The sequence below is a fragment of the Pseudarthrobacter sp. LT1 genome, assembly GCF_035621795.1.
Taxonomy (GTDB): domain Bacteria; phylum Actinomycetota; class Actinomycetes; order Actinomycetales; family Micrococcaceae; genus Arthrobacter.
On sequence record NZ_CP141830.1, the window covers coordinates 3,734,856 to 3,755,227 of the forward strand.

The following is a 20,372-nucleotide window of genomic DNA, read 5'->3' on the forward strand; positions in this document are numbered from 1 at the left end:
CCACCTCCCGCGGATACGCCAACCCCCAGCGGGCCGGCTCTGTCCTCGCTCCTTCCAGTATGGTCGCCCGCGACAACAGAAGGTAGTGCGGGAGGTCCTATGGAAGTCCCGGTGAAAATACGCTATGGCGCTTGACTCGCATACCCCAGGGGGGTATATTGGCGGTGTTGTCAGTGAAGTGGTATGTGCCGGCCGGTGCCTGCACCGGCCTTTCACAGCCGTTCAACCCCAGCGCCCCTTGATTCCCTCAACGGATTGGAACTGACATGAACACCGGGAACCGTCCCCAGCTCCCCCTCGCATCCTCCGGCTGCAGCTGCTGCGCCCCCGCCGGCGCTGCGCAGCCGTCCAGCACCCTGCCCGCATCTGCCGCGAATGACTCCCCGGCCGGCGTCGTCAATGCCCCCGCCGATTCGTCCGCCCAACGGAACTACGCGGTGGCGGGCATGACCTGCGGGCACTGCGTCCGGTCCGTCGAAACCGCAGTGTCTGCCCTTCCGGGCGTGACCTCGGCCTCGGTGGACCTGGTGCCCGGCGGCAGCTCGCGGCTGGCCGTCACCGGCTCGGCGCATGCCGCCGACATCCGGCAGGCCGTAACTGACGCCGGTTACACCCTGGCCTGAGACAGCCCGCGCTTTGGGCGCGGCCCCTACATTTTCCGCAGCCCGGGTATTGACGGGCAGCGACTGCCTCCGAAGGAGGAGTAATGCACGACCATCACGACATGCATAATGAGGGCGTTCCGGACGACCACCAGCCGCCCAGCGGCACGCTTACCGAGCCGCCGGCCCACGGTGCCGCATATCCACAACACGCCGGACACGCAGAGCACGGCATCCACGGCGACGACGACCACACCGTCTACACCCACGGCCAGCACGCCGGGCACAGCACTGCCATGTTCAAGAACAGGTTCTGGCTGACCCTGGCCTTGGCCGTTCCGGTGGTCTACTTCAGCCCCATGATGGGCCACCTCCTGGGCTACATGCCGCCGGAGTTCACCGGTTCCGCCTGGATTCCGCCTGTCCTGGGCACCGTCATCTTCTTCTACGGCGGCCAGCCGTTCCTCAAGGGCGGCCTGCAGGAGCTGAAAGACCGCACGCCGGGAATGATGCTGCTGATCGCCATGGCCATCACCGTGGCGTTCGCCGCGTCCTGGGTCACCAGCCTGGGGATCGGCGGCTTCGACCTGGACTTCTGGTGGGAGCTGGCGCTGCTGGTGGCCATCATGCTGCTGGGCCACTGGATTGAGATGCGTGCGCTCGGGACCGCGCAGGGTGCGCTCGATGCCCTGGCCGCGCTGCTGCCGGACGAGGCTGAACGCATCACGGACAACGGCACCGAAACCGTTCCCGTGTCTGAACTCAGCCCCGGGGACCTGGTCCTGGTCCGCCCCGGCGCCCGCATGCCGGCCGACGGCAGCGTGGTGGAGGGGCAGGCCGAATTCGACGAGTCCATGATCACCGGCGAATCCAAGACCGTGGCCCGCGGCGCAGGGGACACGGTGGTGGCAGGAACGGTGGCCACGGACAGCAGCGTCCGCGTCCGGGTCACCGCCGTTGGGGACCAGACCGCACTGGCCGGGATCCAGCGCCTGGTGGAGGAAGCACAGGCTTCGTCCTCACGCGCCCAGGCCCTGGCAGACCGCGCCGCCGCCTTCCTCTTCTACTTTGCCGCCGGCGCCGGCGTCCTGACCTTCATCGCCTGGACGCTGCTGGGAAGCGTCCCCGACGCCGTCACCCGCACCGTCACCGTGCTGGTGATCGCCTGCCCGCACGCCCTTGGGCTGGCCATCCCACTGGTGATCGCCATTTCCACGGAACAGGCCGCCCGTGCCGGGGTGCTGATCAAGAACCGGATGGCCCTGGAGCGCATGCGCACCATCGACGTGGTCCTGTTCGACAAGACCGGCACGCTGACCACCGGCGAACCGGAACTGAAGGACGTTGCCGTAGCTGACGGAGCGGACGCCGACGCCGTACTCGCACTCGCCGCCGCGGTGGAGTCCGACAGCGAGCACCCTGTCGCCAGGGCCATCGTGCGGGCCGCCAGGGCACGGAACCTGGCACTGCCTGAAGCCACCGGCTTCGCGTCGCTGACGGGCCGCGGCGTGCGGGCCAGCGTGGACGGCCGTACGGTGCACGTGGGCGGGCCGGCGCTCCTGCGCGAACTCGGCGTCGTCGAACCCGACGCGCTGGCGCGCAGCACCCGGGCATGGATGGACCGCGGCGCCGCCGTGCTGCACGTGGTCGACGGCGGCACTGTCCTGGGTGCCGTGAGCATGGAGGATGCGGTGCGGCCGGAGTCACGGCAGGCCGTCTCGGCCCTGCAGCGGCGCGGCATCAAGGTGGCCATGGTCACCGGGGACGCGCACCAGGTGGCGCAGGCCGTGGCCGCGGACCTGGACATCGATGAGGTGTTCGCCGAGGTCCTGCCCGCCGACAAGGACAAGAAGGTGGCGGAGCTGCAGTCCCGCGGGCTGAAGGTGGCCATGGTGGGCGACGGCGTCAACGACTCCCCTGCCCTGGCAAGGGCCGAGGTGGGCATCGCCATCGGCGCCGGAACCGACGTCGCGGTGGAATCCGCCGGTGTGGTGCTGGCCGGAAACGATCCGCGTGCCGTCCTGTCCATGCTGGACCTGTCCCGCGCCAGCTACCGGAAGATGTGGCAGAACCTGGTGTGGGCCACCGGCTACAACGTCCTGTCCGTGCCACTGGCCGCCGGCGTGCTTGCCTTCGCCGGGGTGGTCCTCTCCCCCGCGGCCGGTGCGGTGCTGATGTCCGCCTCCACCGTGGTGGTGGCCCTGAACGCCCAGCTGCTCCGCCGCCTGAAACTGAACCCGTCCGAGGCACGTTGAGCACTGCAGACCGATTGGAAGGAGGGACCGCCATGACCACCCGAGCCGTGGCGTCCCTCCTCCGCCGAGCCTGGCTGTTCGCCGCCGCCCTTGCCGTCATCGCAGGGCTGCTGGGCATGCACGTGCTGACTTCCGGGCACGCCTCGCACGGGGCAGTATCGCAGGGCGAAAGGGCCCCGGGCCCGATGCCGCATTCGGCAGCTGCCGGGCATACCGTCGTCGCGCATTCTGCCGGTCCTGATCATGCCGGCCACACGCCGGCCGCCTCCGCCGCGGACATGCAGGAGCTTGCCTCTTCGGCCTGCGGTGGTTCCTGCCCGGGGGCACAGGAATCGGGGGCGCCCTGCGTCCCATCGGCGCCCAGCGGCCCTGTCACCCTTTCCCCGCCACAGGCAACCCTGGCCGTCCTGCCGCTGCTGCCGTCAGCCAGCAGGCCCGGCGCGGCTTACGACTACCTGCCGCCCAGCCCCACGCCCTGCGACCTGTCCATCAGCCGGACGTAAAGCGGACTGCGCCTCCCATCACGGCCCAGTTCCACTACATCCCTGAAGGACAACCATGAACACCACTTTCAAGACCCTTTCCATTGCTGCTGCCCTGGCAGCTTCTCTCGGCCTCGCCGGGTGCGCCGCCAACGCCGGCTCCGGCAGCAGCATGCCCATGGACCACGGCAGCTCCGGCGCCATGTCCAGCAGCATGCCCAGCGCCGGCAACCTGCCCAGCGCAGGTGACGACCATAACCAGGCGGACATCATGTTTGCCCAGATGATGATCCCCCACCACTCGCAGGCGGTGGAGATGAGCGACATCGTCCTGGCCAAGTCCGATGTGCCGGCGGAGGTGACCGCGCTGGCCACCAGGATCAAGGGGGCACAGGCACCGGAGATCAAGCAGATGACCGGCTGGCTGTCGGGCTGGGGCGCGCCCACCGCCATGAGTGACCACTCCGGTCACGGCATGACCGGGATGGTGGACGATGCCGGCATCGACAAGCTCAAGTCAGCCAGCGGGACCGAGGCCGCGAAGCTGTTCCTGGAGCAGATGATCGGCCACCACGAGGGCGCCATCAACATGGCACAGCAGGAGATCAGTGCCGGCAAGTCCCCGGAAGCGGTGAAGCTGGGCCATGGCATCGTGGACGCCCAGCAGGCGGAGATCACCCAGATGAAGCAGCTGCTGGCTGCGCTGTAGCCGCACGTCCGCGGACCAGCGGATATGGACGGCGCGGCGGCGGTCCCCGGGAGACCGCCGCCGCGCCGTTGCGTGTTAAGTTGAAAGGCACGGGCCCGAGCGGGTCCGGCACCAGCTGGGAAAAGAGAACATCTCCTTGGACACTTCCGCGCCAGTACGAATCCTGACTGTCTGTACCGGGAACATCTGCCGGTCGCCCGTGGCCGAGAGGCTGCTGCAGGCGGGGCTGGACCAGGTGGTACCGGGTGGTTTCCAGGTGGCCAGTGCAGGAACCCGGGCGCTGGTGGGCGAGCCCATGCAGCCCATTTCGGCGGACATCGTGCGGACCTTTGGCGGGGACCCGGAAGGGTTCGCGGCGCGGCAGCTCACGCCGAAGATCCTGCGTGGCGTGGACCTGGTGCTCACCATGACCTCAGGGCACCGCGGAGAGGTCCTCCAGCTGGACGCTTCCCTGCTTAAGCGGACGTTCACCATCCGCGAGTTTGCCCGCATGGTCGACGTCCTCGACCAGCGGGCGGCTGCCGGGGACAGCCAGCGGGCGGCTGCTGCAGGCAGCCAGCCCGCCGCCGTCGTATCCTCCGCCGACGCGTCTTCCCGGGACGCCGCGTCCGGCACGCAAGGGTCCGACGCCGATGGTGGGCTCGCTGCCAACGCCGCCTTGTGGCGGGGGTTGCCGGCGCGGGCCGCCGGGGTGCGTCACCTCTCGCTCCCGGCGGACGCGTCGGATAACGACATCGTGGACCCGTACCGCCGTGCGCCGGAGGTCTACCGGGAGATGGAAGACCAGCTGGCCCCCGCGATCATCTCCATCCTGCGCCACGCCCGCCTCAACTTCCCGGCCGGCGGGCAATAATCCCTGCAGCGGAAGGGCCTTACCGCAACTCCATGGCGACCAGGGGAGGCCTTTCCCAGGTGACAGTTTGGATACTCCTGTAGCCAATTGGGGCCTGGGGGACGGACACTGATCCCACCAGTCACAATGAGGTGGAGGCGTCATGAGCATCCCAGGCGGTTCTGATCCATCCGGGCCCGGCGGCGCCGGAAACCCCAACCCCCGGCAGCCGGGCCCAGCCGGTACCCACCGTCCTGCCTGGATCGTTGCCCTTGGCCGGCGCCGCTGGATCGCAGCCCTGCTGGCGCTGGTGCTGGTGGTGGCCGCCGGCATCGCGGTCTTCAGCCTGAACCGGGCCGGCCAGGAAGCGCAGCCTGCAGCCACCCAGACCCAGTCGCCCAGCGCGACCCCCACGCCGACGCCGACTCCCACGGCGTCCGAAACTCCCCCGCCGGCGCCTGCTCCACCGCCGCCACCTGCGCCGATCCCGGACCTGCCCGCGGCCCCAATGAACATCCTGGTCATCGGCAGCGACACCCGCGATGTCCCGGCCCGCGAGGCCGCAGCCCATACGGCAGCCACCGGTGAACCCCAGGACCAGCGGGCGGACACGCTCATGGTGGTCCACGTTCCTGCCGACCGGCGGAGCCTCTACCTCATCTCCATCAACCGCGACAACTGGGTGGACATCCCCGGGTTCGGCAGCGCCAAGATCAACGCCGCGCTGCAGTACGGCGGCATTGACATGCAGACGGCCACGGTCCAGCAGCTGCTGGGAATCACCATCGACCACACGCTGATGCTCGATTTTGGCGGGTTCAAGATCCTGGTGGACGGTCTGGGCGGGATCGACGTCAATGTCCCGATCGCCTTCCAGTCCACCATCGACACCCAGCATGTCTTCAGCGCCGGCGTGAACCACCTCGATGGCCAGGCTGCGCTGGAGTTCTCCCGCGAGCGCCATGCCTTCACAGACGGCGACTTCCAGCGTGTCCGTGACCAGCAGATCATGCTCCGCGCCATCCTGGGCCGCCTCACCGCGGGCGGTGCCCTCAATGACGTGAATGCGGTGCGGTCGCTGGTCGATTTTGCCTCCTGCTGCCTCACGGTGGACAGGGGCTTCGATCCCATTCAGGCCGCAATGCTGGCCTACAGCCTGCGGAACCTCGATGTGAACGCCATCGGCACCATGACGCTTCCGACGACGGGCTCCGGCTTCGTGGCCGGGCAGTCCGTGCTGTTCCCGGACTACGGGGGCATCGCGGCGGTGGGCGCGGCCCTGCGGGAGGGCCGGATCGCGGACTTCGCGAAGCCGTAGCCGGGCGGGGCGCCCATATAAGATTTCGCGGCGCAAATTGCTTTCCGCGGCCCACATGTCAGGGGCCGCAGGGAACGTGCGGGGCGCGGGTATATTTGCGCGTCGTACACCCCGGGTTCACCCGGCCGCCGGAATTTGTGTGCCGGCCCGGGAAAGCCTGAGGACATGACTGAGTCCTCCCAGGCAGGGGTTTCCCGCCGCACCATCGTCAAGAGTTCCTTCCTCGCCGCCGCGCTGGCATCCGTGCCTGCCGCCAACGCTTCGGCAGCGACCCAATCTCCCGCCGGCGTCGCGCTGGTCCGCAACCGGCTTACCCTGCCCAGCGGCATCGCCACCGGCGACGTCACCTCCGATTCCGCCGTCCTCTGGTCCCGTGCCTCGGGCGCCGGGCGGATGACGGCGGTCCTCCGGGCAGTGGACGACGCCGGCCAGGTCCTGCGCGGTCGCGGCGCCTTTGAGCGGGTCCTCCGCGGGCCCCGGGCCACGCAGGCCTCCGACTTCACCGCCAAGATCCACGCCGGGAACCTGCCCTCCAACACCCGCTTCGCGCTGGAAATCGGCTTCGAGGACGACGGCGGCGTGGCCGGCGAGACGGTCAGCGGCAGCTTCCGCACGGCACCTGACGCCGGGACAGTCAACGGCAGGGGCCGCACCGGCGGGACGAGCAACGGAGGCGAGGTCCCGGCGTCGTTCGCGCAAAGCTTTGTGTGGACCGGTGACACCGCCGGCCAGGGGTGGGGCATCAACGAGGAGATTGGCGGCATGCGCGGCTACCGGGCCATGCACCAGACGCGCCCGGACTTCTTCATCCACTCCGGCGACACCATCTACGCCGACGGCCCCATCGCCGAAACCGTGGTGGAAAAGGACGGGCAGGTGTGGCGGAACCTGGTCACGGAAGAGGTGTCCAAGGTTGCCGAGACGCTCACCGAGTTCCGCGGCCGGCACCGCTACAACTCCCTGGACGCCAACATGCGGGCCCTGTTCGCGGACGTGCCGGTGATCGCGCAGTGGGATGACCACGAGACGCACAACAACTGGTACCCCGGCCAGATCCTGGATGACTCCCGCTACACGGTGCGGGACGTTAACACCCTCGCCGCCCGCGGCCGGCAGGCCTGGCAGGAGAACATGCCCATCGCGGACAGTTCGGCCATTTGGCGTCCGGGAACATTCGACGACGCCGGCACGTACCAGCCGGCCCGCATCTTCCGGAAGATCTCCCGCGGCCCGCAGCTGGACATCTTCTGCCTGGACATGCGCACATACAAGTCCCCCAACACCGACGGCAAAGAACCCTACGCCACCGCCATCCTGGGCCAGGAGCAGGTGGACTGGCTGGTCAGCGAGGTCAGCAAGTCCAAGGCCACCTGGAAGGTGATCGCCAACGACCTCCCGCTGGGCGTCGTGGTGCCGGACGGCCCGGTGAACGAGGAGAGCCTGTCCAACCGCGACGCCGGCGCCCCCTTGGGCCGTGAGCTGGAGCTCGCCGGGGTGCTGAGTGCCTTCAAGCGCAACGGCGTGAAGAACACGGTGTGGCTCACTGCTGACGTGCACTACTGCGCCGCCCACCACTACTCCCCCGAACGGGCTGCCTTCACGGACTTCGACCCGTTCTGGGAGTTCGTGGCCGGTCCCATCGCGGCGGGATCGTTCGGCCCCAATGCGATGGACGGCACGTTCGGCCCCGAGGTGGTGTTCTCCAAGACCGGGCGCTTCGCCGGCGAGTCCCCCCGCGACGGCGGGAACCAGTTCTTCGGGCACGTCCAGCTGGGTGAGGACAACAGCTTCACGGTGAGCCTCCGCAACGCCAACGGCGGCACGGTGTTCACCAAGGTCCTGACGCCCGAGCACTGACTTCGGTTCCATCCCCTGCTGTTGCGATGGCGGCGGCGGCCCGCGCACCCACGGTGCCCTGCCGCCGTCGTCCGTTATTTTCTGCCGCCCCCTGGGTACGCCGTTGGTAGTGTTCCTGCATTCGGCACGGCATGTGGCGGTGTTATTTGCTCGGCGAGGACGGGGTGGTTTTGTGAACGGCGGATCTTCGAACGACGACGGCCTGACGGAGGCGGTCCAGGAGGCCGGGGCGGTGGAGCTGCTGCTGATCCGGCATGGCGAGAGCGAAGGCAACGTTGCGGCCACCGAGGCGCGTGAGGCCGGCGTGGAGGTCATCCAGGTTCCCGCCCGGGACGCGGACGTGGACCTCTCCGGAACGGGCAGGGACCAGGCCAAGGCGCTGGGCACCGCGCTGGCGCGGATTGCCGGGGAGTTCCGCCCGGACGCAGTGGTTTCCTCCCCCTATGCGCGCGCCCGGCAGACGGCTGAGATTGCGGTGGAAACCGCCGGCTGGCCGCTGGAGGTGCGCATTGATGAGCGGCTCCGCGACCGCGAGCTCGGCATCCTGGACCGGCTCACCCGGCTGGGCGTCGAGAACCGCTACCCCGAGGAATCCGAGCGCCGGGAATGGCTGGGCAAGCTGTACTACCGGCCGCCGGGAGGGGAATCCTGGGCCGACGTGGCGCTGCGGCTGCGGTCGGTGCTGGCGGAACTGAATAACCTGGGCACCGGCCACCGGGTGATGCTGGTGTGCCACGACGCCGTGATCATGCTGTTCCGGTACGTGCTCGAAGGACTCAGCGAAGAGGAACTCCTGGACCTCGCGGCCACAGAAGCCATCCTTAACGCCTCGATCACCCGGTTCGTCCGGCCCTCCGGAGTGGGGCCGTGGACGCTGGAAAGCTTCAATGTGGCCGACCACCTGGCGGAGCAGGGCGTCGCTGTCACCGAGCACGCGGGAGACACCAGTGTCCGGCCGCGGTGACCCCTCCGGCGCCACCCTGGTAGCGCCGTCACTCCTGCGCGAATGGCCGCTGCCGGCGCCGGGCGCGGACAAGTATTCACGCGGGTCGGTGCTGGTGGTGGGCGGGGCCCGGGCCACTCCCGGCGCTGCACTGCTGGCCGGGGTTTCGGCCCTGCGCGCGGGGGCCGGGAAGCTCACACTGGCGGTGGCGGAATCGGTGGCCGTGCAGCTGGGGGTTGCTTTGCCGGAGTGCGGCGCCATTGGCCTGCCGGAAACCCCGGGGGGATCCGTCAAGCCGGAGCTGGCGCCAATAGCCTCCTACCTGGACCGGGCGGATGCCGTGCTGGTGGGGCCCGGACTGGATGATCCGGACCTGGCCGGCGAACTGCTCGAGGCGCTGCTGGAACACGAGGCAAGCCGTGACGGCAGCTCCGATCCTGACGGCACTGAAGGACCCGCCGTCGTCCTCGATGCCTACGCACTGGCCGCCCTGGTGCAGCTCAAGGACCAGCTGGACCCCTGGCGCGGCCGGCTGATCCTTACCCCGAACCCCACGGAAGCGGGGATCCTGCTGGGACGGGATGTGGAGGACCTCGAAAAAGACCTCCCGGAGATCTCCGCGAAGTTCGGCGCCGTGGTCAGCTGCCAGGGGCTCATCACCCAGCCGCCCGGGCTGGAGCCGGACGAGCCCGAACTGTGGAAAATCACCACGGGGTACGGCGGCCTGGGCACCTCCGGCAGCGGCGACGTCCTGGCCGGAGCGATTGCCGGGCTCCGGGCCCGCGGAACCACCGGCGCCCAGGCGGCCTGCTGGGGCACCCACCTGCACGCGGCGGCGGCTGACCGGCTGGCGAGCAGGCTGGGGCCGCTGGGATTCCTGGCCCGCGAACTCGCCGATGAACTGCCCGCCCTGATGCTGGAACTCAGCGTCTGACGCAAGGCCCCGGCGGCGGGACCCGGACGCGTGGATGGCCCCCGGCCGAAGCCGGGGGCCACCGTGGCGGGAGGTTAAGGCCTACGCTGCCGATGCGCTGTCTGGCGCTGTGGCGTGCACAGAATGGCGATTCGCCCCGAAAAGGCAGCCAACAGATGTGCCCGTCTCCCGGTCCTGTGTGAAACTAAGCGGCGATTTCCTGCTTTGCCCCCTTCGTTTCGATCTCGATCTTGCGCGGCTTGGCCTTTTCGGCGACCGGAATGCGCAGCGTCAGGACTCCTGCGTCGTAGCTGGCCTTGACATGTTCGGTGTCCAGGGTGTCGCCAAGGATCAGCTGGCGGCTGAAGACGCCGCGCGGCCGTTCAGAGGCGATCAGTTCGGTGTCCTTGCCCGCCGGGTCCGGGCGTTCGGCCCGCACCGTCAGGACATTCCGTTCAACGTCCAGGTCCACCGAGTCCACCGAAACGCCGGGCAAATCGAAGGCCACGACGAATTCCTGGTCCTCACGCCATGCATCCATCGGCATCGCCGCCGGGCGTGCAGCCGTGCCGAGGACCTGCTGGGCCAGCCTGTCCAGCTCGCGGAACGGATCGGTTCGCATCAACATGGCTCTCCCTCCTCGTAAGAGATGGTCCAACACAGTTTCCGTATCAGCCGATCTGTAGTGGCTGATATAGATTTTTTAGCACTGCAGCAGCAAGTCTGCAAGGGTTTGCGGCAGCGGATTCCGGTGGATTTCCTGCCCCTGCCCGGGCACGGAAAAAGGGCCTTCCACCTGCGCATGCGCAGCCGGCAGAAGGCCCCTTTTAAAGTTCGCGGTCAGTCCCTGGTGGGGTCCGGACGGAGCGGAGCAGGGCCCGGATCCGGGACGGGCAACGGGCCCGGGGGCGCCGGCGCGGGGAACGGATTCGGGGACGGCGGGCCGGGCGGCCGCGGCTGGGTGGGGTCCGGGGACGTGGGCTCCGGGCCGGGGTCCGGTGGAAACGGCTCAGGTTCGTGCACTGGCGGGATGGTCATCCAGACCAGACTACGCTTGCCGTCCGCCCGCAACCACCCTCCCTCCCCCCCGGGTTGCTCCATCAGGTTTGGTCCCTAAACGCCGGTTTTAGGAGCCATAAGTGATGGAGCATTCCGACGGCGGGACGATACCAAGGTGGGCCGCGCTCAGTCGGGTGCGGCACCGACCAGCCGAAGCCAGGCACGCAGCTGGACCGGGTCCGCCTCGCCGCAGCGGAAGCCCACGTACCCGTCGGGGCGGACCGCAACCACACCCTGCCCGGGGTGGCTGGTGAGCCGGTGGACGTGGAGCCGCGGGCCCTGCCCCTCTGCCGGCAGGAGGGTGCGGAGGGCAGCCGAAGCGACCGGTTCGGCGTCGCGCTCCAGTAAAAGGTGGATACCCGGCACGGAGGTCAGTTCGTGAAGGCGGACCAGCCGGCCGTCGACCGAAACCGACGCATCCGGCAACCGTGCTCCCGGCCTCGGCCACGCTTTGGCCGGAGGCGTGCCGTCACGGGAAATGACGCTGTTCCGGTAGTGCACGAACGGCTGAGCCAGCAGCCTGATGCCCTTGGACGTGAGCCACCGCTGCCGGAGCAACATCGGCAGGGCCGGAGCAAGGAGGGGAAGGACGTTCCGGGCAAGGCGGGCGGCGGGATGCGGTGAGGCTTCTCCAAAAAAGATGACATGCGTCAGTGCCAGCACCCGCCGGGCGGCAAGCCGCCGCTCCTGCCCATAGGTTTCCAGCAGTTCCGGGAGCGGCCTGCCTGCCGTCGAGGCGAAACCGAGCTTCCAGCCCAGATTAAGGGCGTCGAGGATGCCGTTGTTCATGCCCTGGCCGCCTGCCGGGGAATGGGCGTGCGCGGCATCACCGGCCAGGAAGATGGGACCGTTGCCGAACGTACTGGCAATCCGGTGCTGCAGCGGGATTTGCGCCGACCAGCGGACCTCACGGACTGCGGCGCCGAGCCCCGACTCCCGGACCAGGCGCGCCACGTCCTCCGCCGGGACGGGCGGGCCCAGCTGGCCGAAGCGCGCATCGGGTGGGGGCACTGCCGGGCGGGTGGCCAGCATCCGCCAGGTGGCCCCCTCACCCAGGGCGAAGAGGAAGACCAGCCCCGCCTGCCCCACGGCGACGTGCAGCAGCCCGGAGTCCAGGGAACCATCCAGTTCCAGGTCGGCCATCACCGCTTCCACCCCGTACGTGCCGCCGCGCCACTGTGCGCCGAGGAGGCCCCTGACCGTACTCGACTGCCCGTCGCAGCCCGCGAGAAACCGGCTGCGGTGCACTCCGCGGCCGCCGTGAACGTCCTGCAGATCGGCGTGTACGGGTCCTTCCGGAAGCACCGGCACTCCGCCGCTTTCCGCTGTGAGGCCGTGGACGAGTCCGCGGAATTCGACGCCCCAGTCCACAGGCACGCCCCTGGCGTGGAGGGCCTTCCAGAGAACGTCCTCGACGTCGGCCTGGCGGACCAGGGTCAGGTGCGGGAAGGCGGTGTCCGGGAGGTCGGCGTGGCCGAGCCGTGCCTCGACTGTACGGCGGCCCAGGTAAATGCGTGCTTCGGGGGTGGTGTCCGCGCGGTTCAGCAGTTCCTCGGTCACCCCGAGCGGGCGCAGGCCCTCAAGGGCCCGGGCATGCAGCATCATGGCCCGGGACGGGCGGACCCGGTGTTCGCGCCGGTCCACCACCCGGACGGTGGCGCCGTGCGCATGGGCCTGAAGGGCCGTGGCGAGCCCCGCGGGCCCCGCGCCCACCACTAGAACGTCGGTGTCCGCCGTCGGACTTTTCCAGCCCGCCATGCCCGCGCCCTCATCATTCCTGCCCGTCATGCCTCGGCAAGGAGCCGCCACCAGGCGTGGTCGGACGACGATGCCGCCAGCATCCGGGCGGGGTCAGCGAGCACCTCGTCCCGGCGCAGCCCGGGAAGGACCTTGTAGCTGATGGAGCCGGGAACACTGACCAGTTCCAGGATCCGCCAGAGGGCCGCAGCATACTTGCGGGCCTGCTCGGCGCCGTCCCACTCGTACAGCCCGCGGTAGGCGCCGAATGTGTCGTGGGCGCACCAGAGCTTGGAGACAAAGCCCGGGAACCCCACGAACAACGGTGTATTCAGCAGGCTTTCCACCTCGAAAAGGCGGTGCGCCCGGCCCCGCACCCACCTGAGCGTGAACGCCACCACCAGCACGCAGGGCTCGCTGGGCTGGCGGTCGACGGCGGTCTCCCGGTAGACGCGCGATGTGCTTCCGTCCGCGAAGCGCAACACCTGGCCCACATGGTCCTTGGGAAGATGCACCCGCCGCCGGGCGAGCATAATGCATGACGTTCCCACACCGCGGGCAACCGCAACCCATGCGGTGGGCCGGGGAGCAGGTCCGGTTTCGGGGGTCATCGTGTTCTCCTCTCCCTGCGCACCTCAGCGCCCTTCCAGCCTGCCCGGCACTGCTGAGGGGTCCCAGAGTCTTTCGCCCTCCTTTCCGCTCGCCGCCTCTCCCCCGTCAGCGAACGTCCTGCCGACTTGCCGGAGGGGTCTATATATTGAATCCATGACCTCCACTTCCCTGCAGGATTCCACCGGTACTGCGATCCCGGCGCCCCCGGTTGCCAAGAAGATCCCCACCGAGCGCACCCACCACGGGGAGACGTTCGTGGACAACTACGAGTGGCTGCGGGACAAGGAGTCGCCGGAGGTGGTGGAGCACCTCCGGGCCGAAAACACCTACCAGGAAGCCGTCACGGCGCACCAGGAACCGCTCCGCGAGGCGATCTTCCAGGAGATCAAGGGCCGCACCCAGGAAACCGACCTTTCCGTCCCGCACCGCAAGGACGGCTGGTGGTACTTCAGCCGCTCCGCGGAGGGCAAGGAATACGGCATCCACTGCCGGGTGAAGGCACAGGACACCGGGGACAAGGTGGCCGACTGGACTCCGCCGGCAGTGGAGGCGGGGGTAGGGATTCCCGGCGAAGAGATCCTCCTCGATGGGAACGTGGAGGCCGAGGGCAAGCCGTTCTTCTCGGTGGGCGGCACCGCCGTCACCGTTGACGGAAACCTGTACGCCTACGCGGTGGACAACGCCGGCGACGAACGGTTCACGCTGCGGATCAAGGACCTGCGCACCGGCGAACTCCTGCCGGATGTCATCGAGAACATCTTCTACGGGGTTGCCTTCTCCCCGGACGGCACCCGCCTGTTTTACACCGTGGTGGACGAGTCCTGGCGCCCCTACCAGGTGAAGGCGCACGTCCTGGGCACCCCGGTGTCCGAGGACGTGGTGGTGTACCAGGAGGACGACGCCGCCATGTGGCTGGGCTTCGAGCTGTCCGCGGACCGGCGCTACCTGGTGCTGGGGATCGGATGCTCGGAGTACAGCGAAACCAGGCTGCTGCGTTTCGACGACCCCACCGCCACCGTCACCACCGTGATTTCCCGCAACGAGCGCGTCCTGTACGAGGCCGAGCCTTTCCTGCTCGACGGGCAGGAACGGATCCTGCTCACGCACAACCGCGGCGCCATCAACTCCATGGTCTCCCTGGCCGACCCGGCCGAGCTGGAAAAGCCGCTGGCCGAACAGGCCTGGCAGACCGTCGTCGGGCATTCCGACGACGTCCGCGTCAACGGCGCGGGCGTCACCGCCACGCACCTGATCGTGTCCATCCGCAAGGACACCATCGAACGCGTCCAGGTGATGGGGCTGACCGGACTGGGCACGGCCGCCCAGCAGGACCCCGTGGAACCGGCCTTCGACGAGGAGTTGTACACCGCCGGCGTGGGCGGCTCAGACTACGAGGCGCCCGTGATCCGGCTGGGCTACACGTCCTACTTCACGCCGTCGCGCATCTACGACTTCGTGCTGCCCACCCCGGAGCAGCCCGCCGGCGAGCTGCTGCTCCGCAAGGAAAGCCCGGTGCTGGGCGGCTACGACGGCAGCGACTATGTGGCAACGCGTGAGTGGGCGACGGCGGGGGACGGCACGCGCATCCCGCTGTCCGTCCTGCGGCACAAGTCCGTCAAGCAGGATTCGACGGCGGCGGGCTTGGTGTACGGGTACGGCTCCTACGAGATGAGCATGGATCCCGGCTTCGGCATCGCACGGCTGTCACTGCTGGACCGCGGCGTGGTGTTCGTGATCGCCCACATCCGCGGCGGCGGGGAACTGGGCCGGCACTGGTACGAGGACGGGAAGAAACTCACCAAGAAGAACACCTTCACCGACTTCGTGGACGCCACCGACTGGCTGGCAAACTCCGGCTGGGTGGACCCTGCCCGGATCGCGGCACTCGGCGGCTCGGCGGGCGGCCTGCTGATGGGCGCCGTCGCCAACATGGCACCTGAGAAGTATGCGGCCATCGTGGCGCAGGTGCCGTTCGTGGATCCGCTCACCAGCATCCTGGATCCAGACCTGCCGCTGTCCGCGCTGGAGTGGGAGGAATGGGGCAACCCCATTACGGATCCGCAAGCCTATGCCTACATGAAGTCCTACTCGCCCTACGAGAACGTGCGGGAGGTGGCCTATCCCAGGATCGCCGCGGTGACGTCCTTCAACGACACCCGCGTCCTTTACGTGGAGCCGGCCAAATGGGTGCAGGAGCTGCGGAACAAGACCACGGGGTCCGAGCCGGTTGTCATGAAGATCGAGATGGACGGCGGCCACGGCGGTGCGTCCGGCCGGTACGTGCAGTGGCGTGAACGTGCCTGGGACTACGCGTTCATCGCCGATGCCCTGGGCGCCACCGACCTCCTTCCCGGCGCCGGCCCCAGGTAGGCCCGGGCTGCGCCAGGCGGAGGCTTCCAGCCGCCGTCGAACGTTGACCGCTGCCGGGTGATCAGGGCTGCGGGTGTTCGGCCATCCATTCCGCCAGGGTTTCGAGGTTGGCCCGGACAGTCCGGCCTTGGGCCCTCTCCACCAGCGGGTCGGCCAGCTTGCCGAAGATGCCCCCGAGGCCGGACGCAGCATCGATCCGCTGGGTGACGCGCGTCCCGCCGTCGGCAGGCTCCAGGGTGAACGTCACGGTGAAGTCCAGCTTCCCTTCCACCGATTTGGACACCATGCGCCGGGGCGGATCAAACTCCTTGACCTCGACGGTCCAGTCGAAGTGCCGCCCCATGACTTTGCTGGTTCCGCGGCCGTGGGTGCCCATTCCCACGGGCCCTTCGCCGACCCGTTCCGACGAGGTCACCGAGGAATCGTAGACAGCGACATTGTCGAAGTTCGACAGGAAATCGAAGACCTCCTGCGGTGGCCGGGCAATGACGACGCTTTCTTCTACAACAGGCACAGCATTCTCCTTTGAGGGCACCTGATGCCGGCCGGGCGCGGCCGGCAGGGACAGCATGGCCCTGGACGCGGCCGGTGTCAATGTCCGCCATCCCGTGCTGCAGGCAGCCGGGCCCAGGGTTCAGACACGTAGCTGCCAAAACAACGTAATCATGCTTACGATTGGCTCCGGGGACGCCCGCCCGGGCGGCAGCCGGGCCGCAGAGCGGCACAGACCCACCGCATCACCCAGCCAAGGAGTGCAGATGTCGCTGAGCAAGGGAACGCACGTGGAGTGGAACACTTCACAGGGCAAGACGCACGGCAAAATTGTCGAAAAGAAAACCAGCGACTTCGAGCTCGACGGCAACACGCACCGCGCCAGCGAGGATGAGCCGCAGTACGTAGTCGAATCGGACAAGACGGGCGCCCGGGCAGCGCACAAGGCATCTGCGCTGACCGAGAAGAAGTAGTCCCGTGGCTGACCAGCACGAGGTAGTGATCATTGGCGGCGGCAACGCCGGCATTTCCCTGGCGGCCCGCCTGCAGCGCTACGGCGTCAAGGACGTGGCCGTGATCGAACCCCGGGACCACCACCTCTACCAGCCGCTGTTCTCGCACATCGCCGGCGGCCGGGCGCGGGCCCAGGAGGCCATCCGGCCGCAGCAATCCGTCATCCCCCAGGGCGTCACCTGGATCCGGGATGCCGCCGTGGGGGTAGACGCGCGGGCCAACACCGTCAGCCTGGAATCAGGCGCCCTGGTGGCTTACGGGCAACTGGTGGTGTGCCCGGGGCTGCAGTACGACTGGGACGCGGTGCCGGGACTGGCCGAGGCCGTGCATTCACCGTACGGCGCATCCCATTACGAGTTCGATCTGGCCCCCAAAGCCTGGACGCTGCTCAGCGCCATGACCTCCGGGACGGCTGTCTTCACCATGCCGGCCGGACCCATCAAATGCGGCGGCGCCGCCCAGAAACCCATGTACCTGGCCTGCGACTACTGGCGGGAACAGGGGGTCCTGGACAAGATCAGGGTGGTGATGGTGCAGCCCTATCCCACCGTGTTCGGGGTGCCGGAGGTGGACCGGGAACTGGACCGCAAGATCGCCGAGTACGGAATCGAACTGCGAACCAACAGTGAGCTGGTGGCGGTAAGCCCTGCCGGCCGCCGCGCCACCATCCGGGACCATGCCGCGCACACCACGGAGGACCTGACGTACGACGTCCTCAACGCCGTCCCGCCGCAGTCGGCCCCGGGCTGGCTCAAGGCCACGGACCTGCCGGCTCCCGGGGACGCGGGCGGCTTCGTGGAGGTGGACCGGCAGACGCTGCGGCACCTCCGGTACCCCAATGTGTGGTCCCTGGGCGACGCCGCGGGTACCACCAATTCCAAGTCCGGCGGGGCGCTGCGCAAGCAGACCAAGGTGGTGGCGAAGAACCTGGTGGCGGCCCGCAAGGGCAAACCGCTGCGTGCCAAGTACAACGGTTATTCGGTATGCCCGTTCACGGTGTCGCGGGACACCGTGGTGTTCGCCGAATTCGATGACCGCTACCGGCCCATGCCCACCATCCCGCGCGTGCCCACCTGGAACGAAAGCAGGCTGTCCTGGGTGGTGGACCGGGACCTGTTCCCGAAGATCTACTGGAACCTGATCCTCAAGGGCCGCGCGTAGGGGCTAGCTGCGGGAACCGGTCCGCCACTCGTCGGCAAGGATGGCGTAGACCAGCTCGGTGGCCCACTGTCCCTTGTAGTGCCATTTGTCGATGTGCCGCGCCTCCAGCCGCATGCCCAGCCTGTCGCACAGCGACGCGGACGCGCCGTTGAGCTCGTCGAGCCGGGCCTCGATCCGGTGCAGGCCCAGTTCCTCGAAGCCCAGCCGCAGCACGGCGTTGGCCGCCTCGGTGCCGTAGCCCCTGCCGCGCGCCGCCGGGGCAAGCGTCCATCCCACCTCGCCCTGTCCACGTCCCGGGAGCCATTTGAGCACCACCTCGCCCAGCAGGCCCGGCTCGTCAGCTGCCTGGATGGCGAGGGCCACCCAGTCGCCTTCCTTTTCGAAGGCAAAGTTGGCGTACCGGCCCACCCGCTCCATCGATTGGGTGTATGTTTTGGCCGGGCCGGGCAGGAACCGGGCGGTCTCCGGCAGCGAGTGGTAGGCATGGAAGGCGTCCAGGTCGCCGCCATCGAACCGGCGCAGGACCAGGCGCCCGGTGCGGATCGGCAGGGAAATCGCGGGCATGGGCGTCAGCGGCTGGAAGAGACGACGGCGGCAGTGGCCTCCGCGATGGCGCGCTCCTCGTCAGTGGGAACCACCAGGACGGGAATGGCGGAGGACGGCGTGGAAATGACGCGCGGTTCCTTTGAACGCTGGGCGTTCAGGCCGCCGTCGAGCTCTATACCCAGGGCGCCCAGGTGGTCAGCCACGAGCGCGCGGAACTGCTGGGAGTTCTCGCCGATTCCGGCGGTGAACACCAGCGCCTTGGCCCCGCCGACGGCCACGTGGTAGCCGCCGATGTACTTGGCCAGCCGGTAGGACGCGACAGCGAGCGCCATCGAGGCGCGTTCATCGCCGGCCTCCGAGGCCTCCACCACGGAGCGCATGTCGTTGTTCCCGGCCAGGCCCTTCAGCCCCGATTCCCGGTTCAGCATGGTGTCGATGTCCTCCGGCGTCCACCCTGCCCGGCCCAGGAACACCAGGATGGAGGGGTCCAGGTCGCCGGAGCGGGTGCCCATCACCAGGCCCTCGAGCGGGGTGAAGCCCATGGAGGTGTCCACGGAGTGTCCGCCGCGGATGGCGGTGACGGAGGCGCCGTTGCCCAGGTGGGCGATGACGGCGTCGAACTCTTCGATGGGGAGGTCCAGCAGCGCCGCTGACCGTCGCGCCACGTACTCGTGCGAGGTGCCGTGGAAACCGTACCGGCGGATGCCGTGGTTGGTGTAGAGCTCGTCCGGAACGGCGTAGCGCCAGGCGTGCTCGGGCAGGGTGCGGTGGAAGGCGGTGTCGAAGACGGCCACCTGCGGCATCTTGGGCCACTTTTTGGTGATGGCGCGGATGCCCAGGACGTTGGCGGGGTTGTGCAGCGGCGCCAGGGGGTTGAGCCGTTCAATGGCGCGGGTGATTTCGTTGTCCACCAGCACGGGCTCGGAAAAGCGTTCTCCGCCGTGGACCACCCGGTGCCCCACCGCGCCGAGCTCCAGGTCGCCCAGTTCCTGGTGGATGGCCGCATCAACCTGCTCCAGGGCCTCGGCATGGTCCCGCGGGCCTTCGATCTGGCCGTCGCCGCCCCCGCCGTTGCCCATGCCGATCTTCTCGATCAGTCCCTCGGTGAGCACCGTCCCGGCGGCCACGTCCCGGACCTGGTACTTCAGCGACGACGAACCGGAGTTGATGACGAGCACGAGCATGCGGGGCCTCCTCAGCCTGGCGTCTGCAGTTCAACCCCCACTATAGGTGGCCTGGCTAACGGCCAGTCAGCAGCAGCGTGTTGCCGTCCTCGGTGACAGGTACGCCATTGGAATCCATACCACCCACGCGCAGCGCGACGGCAAGCCCCATGGAACAGCGTGAAATCCTCGTCTTCACCATCTCCGGCGGGAAGATCAGGGAAGCCTTGGAACTTGCTGAGGACAGCACTGAGCTGGCGCACTTTTGGTCCTGACCTGCGGTGCTGATAACGCTTTCGTCACAGGGTTTGGGGCGGCTTGCCAAAAATATCATCAGCATGCTTACTATAGATGCAGTCGATCGGAAACGGCTGCGAACGGAAATCGAGAAGGGTGCGCTCAGCGAACGGGGCGCACCTTTTTCGTGACTGTGGGGTTCCTTGCGGAGAGGCGCAGCCTGTGCATAGAGTCGGCAAACAAGGCTGGACCACGCCGAGAGGACAATTCCATGACGAACGAGCCCAATTCGATCGACGAGAACGACCCCACCAACACGGGATCCAGCAGCACCGCCCCGCTCGACGCGCAACCCGACTCGGGCAGCAAGAATGATCCCACGGGCGTGGAGGGCGCCAACCCGGCCCTGGACGATACCGGCCACCTCAAGGCCGGCGAAACCGGGGAAGCCCCTGAGGCTCCCGAAGACCGGGAAGGACTGGACCTCACGCCGCAGGGCCTTTCGGACGAGCCTGCCAAGCAGGAAGACCCGGACAGCCTGGCCAAGCCGGACAACAGCTGACAGAGAGCC

20 protein-coding genes are annotated in these 20,372 nt (G+C 68.4%); 13 read left to right on the forward strand and 7 right to left on the reverse strand.

The genetic code is table 11. From position 1 onward, the window contains the following. The first annotated feature begins 266 nt into the window (after nucleotides 1-266). From VIK36_RS17580 to VIK36_RS17620, 9 genes are all read left to right on the forward strand, one after another. The gene (locus VIK36_RS17580) at nucleotides 267-623 is read left to right on the forward strand and encodes a heavy-metal-associated domain-containing protein (RefSeq protein WP_255173147.1); all 357 of its coding nucleotides are present in this window, start codon (nucleotides 267-269) and stop codon (nucleotides 621-623) included. An 83-nt stretch (nucleotides 624-706) separates the two neighbouring features. Further along, complete coding sequence (locus VIK36_RS17585; RefSeq protein ID WP_324642961.1) at nucleotides 707-2,857, forward strand: heavy metal translocating P-type ATPase; 2,151 nt, start codon at nucleotides 707-709, stop codon at nucleotides 2,855-2,857. A 32-nt stretch (nucleotides 2,858-2,889) separates the two neighbouring features. After that, nucleotides 2,890-3,360, forward strand: a complete 471-nt coding sequence (locus VIK36_RS17590) for a hypothetical protein (protein ID WP_324642962.1) — start codon at nucleotides 2,890-2,892, stop codon at nucleotides 3,358-3,360. Nucleotides 3,361-3,415: 55 nt separating this feature from the next. Then, nucleotides 3,416-4,048 (forward strand): DUF305 domain-containing protein, encoded by a 633-nt coding sequence (locus VIK36_RS17595; protein ID WP_324642963.1) that lies wholly within the window; start codon nucleotides 3,416-3,418, stop codon nucleotides 4,046-4,048. Nucleotides 4,049-4,184: 136 nt separating this feature from the next. Further along, the gene (locus VIK36_RS17600; RefSeq protein ID WP_255173151.1) at nucleotides 4,185-4,901 is read left to right on the forward strand and encodes a low molecular weight phosphatase family protein; all 717 of its coding nucleotides are present in this window, start codon (nucleotides 4,185-4,187) and stop codon (nucleotides 4,899-4,901) included. A gap of 142 nt (nucleotides 4,902-5,043) precedes the next feature. Then, entirely contained in the window at nucleotides 5,044-6,198 is a 1,155-nt protein-coding gene (locus VIK36_RS17605; protein ID WP_324642964.1) for an LCP family protein, read from the forward strand. A gap of 165 nt (nucleotides 6,199-6,363) precedes the next feature. Beyond that, a complete protein-coding gene (locus tag VIK36_RS17610; RefSeq protein ID WP_324642965.1) occupies nucleotides 6,364-8,055 on the forward strand; it encodes an alkaline phosphatase D family protein in 1,692 nt (563 codons plus the stop codon). Between the two features lie 172 nt (nucleotides 8,056-8,227). Beyond that, complete coding sequence (locus tag VIK36_RS17615) at nucleotides 8,228-9,019, forward strand: histidine phosphatase family protein (protein WP_324642966.1); 792 nt, start codon at nucleotides 8,228-8,230, stop codon at nucleotides 9,017-9,019. Beyond that, nucleotides 9,003-9,932 carry an NAD(P)H-hydrate dehydratase gene (locus VIK36_RS17620; protein ID WP_324642968.1) on the forward strand — a complete coding sequence of 310 codons (930 nt, stop codon included), beginning with the start codon at nucleotides 9,003-9,005 and terminating at the stop codon, nucleotides 9,930-9,932. The genes VIK36_RS17615 and VIK36_RS17620 overlap by 17 nt, the downstream gene beginning before the upstream one ends. Before the next feature lie 184 nt (nucleotides 9,933-10,116). Here VIK36_RS17620 and VIK36_RS17625 read toward each other — a convergent pair whose 3' ends face one another. The 3 genes from VIK36_RS17625 to VIK36_RS17635 all read right to left on the reverse strand — a co-directional run bounded on the left by VIK36_RS17625 (nucleotide 10,117) and on the right by VIK36_RS17635 (nucleotide 13,318). Further along, nucleotides 10,117-10,539: an Hsp20/alpha crystallin family protein gene (locus VIK36_RS17625; RefSeq protein ID WP_324642970.1), complete on the reverse strand. Its 423-nt coding sequence runs from the start codon at nucleotides 10,537-10,539 to the stop codon at nucleotides 10,117-10,119. Nucleotides 10,540-11,096: 557 nt separating this feature from the next. Next, nucleotides 11,097-12,728 carry an FAD-dependent monooxygenase gene (locus VIK36_RS17630; RefSeq protein WP_324642972.1) on the reverse strand — a complete coding sequence of 544 codons (1,632 nt, stop codon included), beginning with the start codon at nucleotides 12,726-12,728 and terminating at the stop codon, nucleotides 11,097-11,099. 26 nt (nucleotides 12,729-12,754) lie between these two features. Beyond that, complete coding sequence (locus tag VIK36_RS17635) at nucleotides 12,755-13,318, reverse strand: hypothetical protein (RefSeq protein ID WP_324642973.1); 564 nt, start codon at nucleotides 13,316-13,318, stop codon at nucleotides 12,755-12,757. Nucleotides 13,319-13,472: 154 nt separating this feature from the next. On the opposite strand from VIK36_RS17635, the gene VIK36_RS17640 reads away from it, so the two are divergent. Continuing rightward, entirely contained in the window at nucleotides 13,473-15,689 is a 2,217-nt protein-coding gene (locus tag VIK36_RS17640) for a S9 family peptidase (protein WP_324642974.1), read from the forward strand. Between the two features lie 61 nt (nucleotides 15,690-15,750). On the opposite strand, the gene VIK36_RS17645 is transcribed toward VIK36_RS17640, so the two are convergent. Then, complete coding sequence (locus VIK36_RS17645; protein WP_324642976.1) at nucleotides 15,751-16,203, reverse strand: SRPBCC family protein; 453 nt, start codon at nucleotides 16,201-16,203, stop codon at nucleotides 15,751-15,753. A gap of 244 nt (nucleotides 16,204-16,447) precedes the next feature. Between VIK36_RS17645 and VIK36_RS17650 the strand changes: the two genes are divergently transcribed. Together VIK36_RS17650 and VIK36_RS17655 are read left to right on the forward strand one after the other, a co-directional pair. Continuing rightward, nucleotides 16,448-16,654, forward strand: a complete 207-nt coding sequence (locus tag VIK36_RS17650) for a DUF2945 domain-containing protein (protein WP_056392720.1) — start codon at nucleotides 16,448-16,450, stop codon at nucleotides 16,652-16,654. Between the two features lie 4 nt (nucleotides 16,655-16,658). Beyond that, nucleotides 16,659-17,855, forward strand: a complete 1,197-nt coding sequence (locus VIK36_RS17655) for an NAD(P)/FAD-dependent oxidoreductase (protein WP_255173159.1) — start codon at nucleotides 16,659-16,661, stop codon at nucleotides 17,853-17,855. Between the two features lie 3 nt (nucleotides 17,856-17,858). Here VIK36_RS17655 and VIK36_RS17660 read toward each other — a convergent pair whose 3' ends face one another. Genes VIK36_RS17660 through VIK36_RS17670 form a run of 3 tightly spaced genes read right to left on the reverse strand, consistent with a single transcriptional unit; the run spans nucleotide 17,859 to nucleotide 19,904 of the window. Continuing rightward, nucleotides 17,859-18,419 (reverse strand): GNAT family protein, encoded by a 561-nt coding sequence (locus tag VIK36_RS17660; protein WP_324642978.1) that lies wholly within the window; start codon nucleotides 18,417-18,419, stop codon nucleotides 17,859-17,861. A gap of 5 nt (nucleotides 18,420-18,424) precedes the next feature. Next, a complete protein-coding gene (locus VIK36_RS17665) occupies nucleotides 18,425-19,585 on the reverse strand; it encodes an acetate kinase (RefSeq protein ID WP_324642979.1) in 1,161 nt (386 codons plus the stop codon). Nucleotides 19,586-19,640: 55 nt separating this feature from the next. Continuing rightward, the gene (locus VIK36_RS17670) at nucleotides 19,641-19,904 is read right to left on the reverse strand and encodes a hypothetical protein (protein WP_324642981.1); all 264 of its coding nucleotides are present in this window, start codon (nucleotides 19,902-19,904) and stop codon (nucleotides 19,641-19,643) included. A 168-nt stretch (nucleotides 19,905-20,072) separates the two neighbouring features. Here VIK36_RS17670 and VIK36_RS17675 point away from each other — a divergent pair, with 168 nt between their 5' ends. After that, nucleotides 20,073-20,363: a hypothetical protein gene (locus VIK36_RS17675; RefSeq protein ID WP_324642982.1), complete on the forward strand. Its 291-nt coding sequence runs from the start codon at nucleotides 20,073-20,075 to the stop codon at nucleotides 20,361-20,363. Nucleotides 20,364-20,372 lie beyond the last annotated feature (9 nt).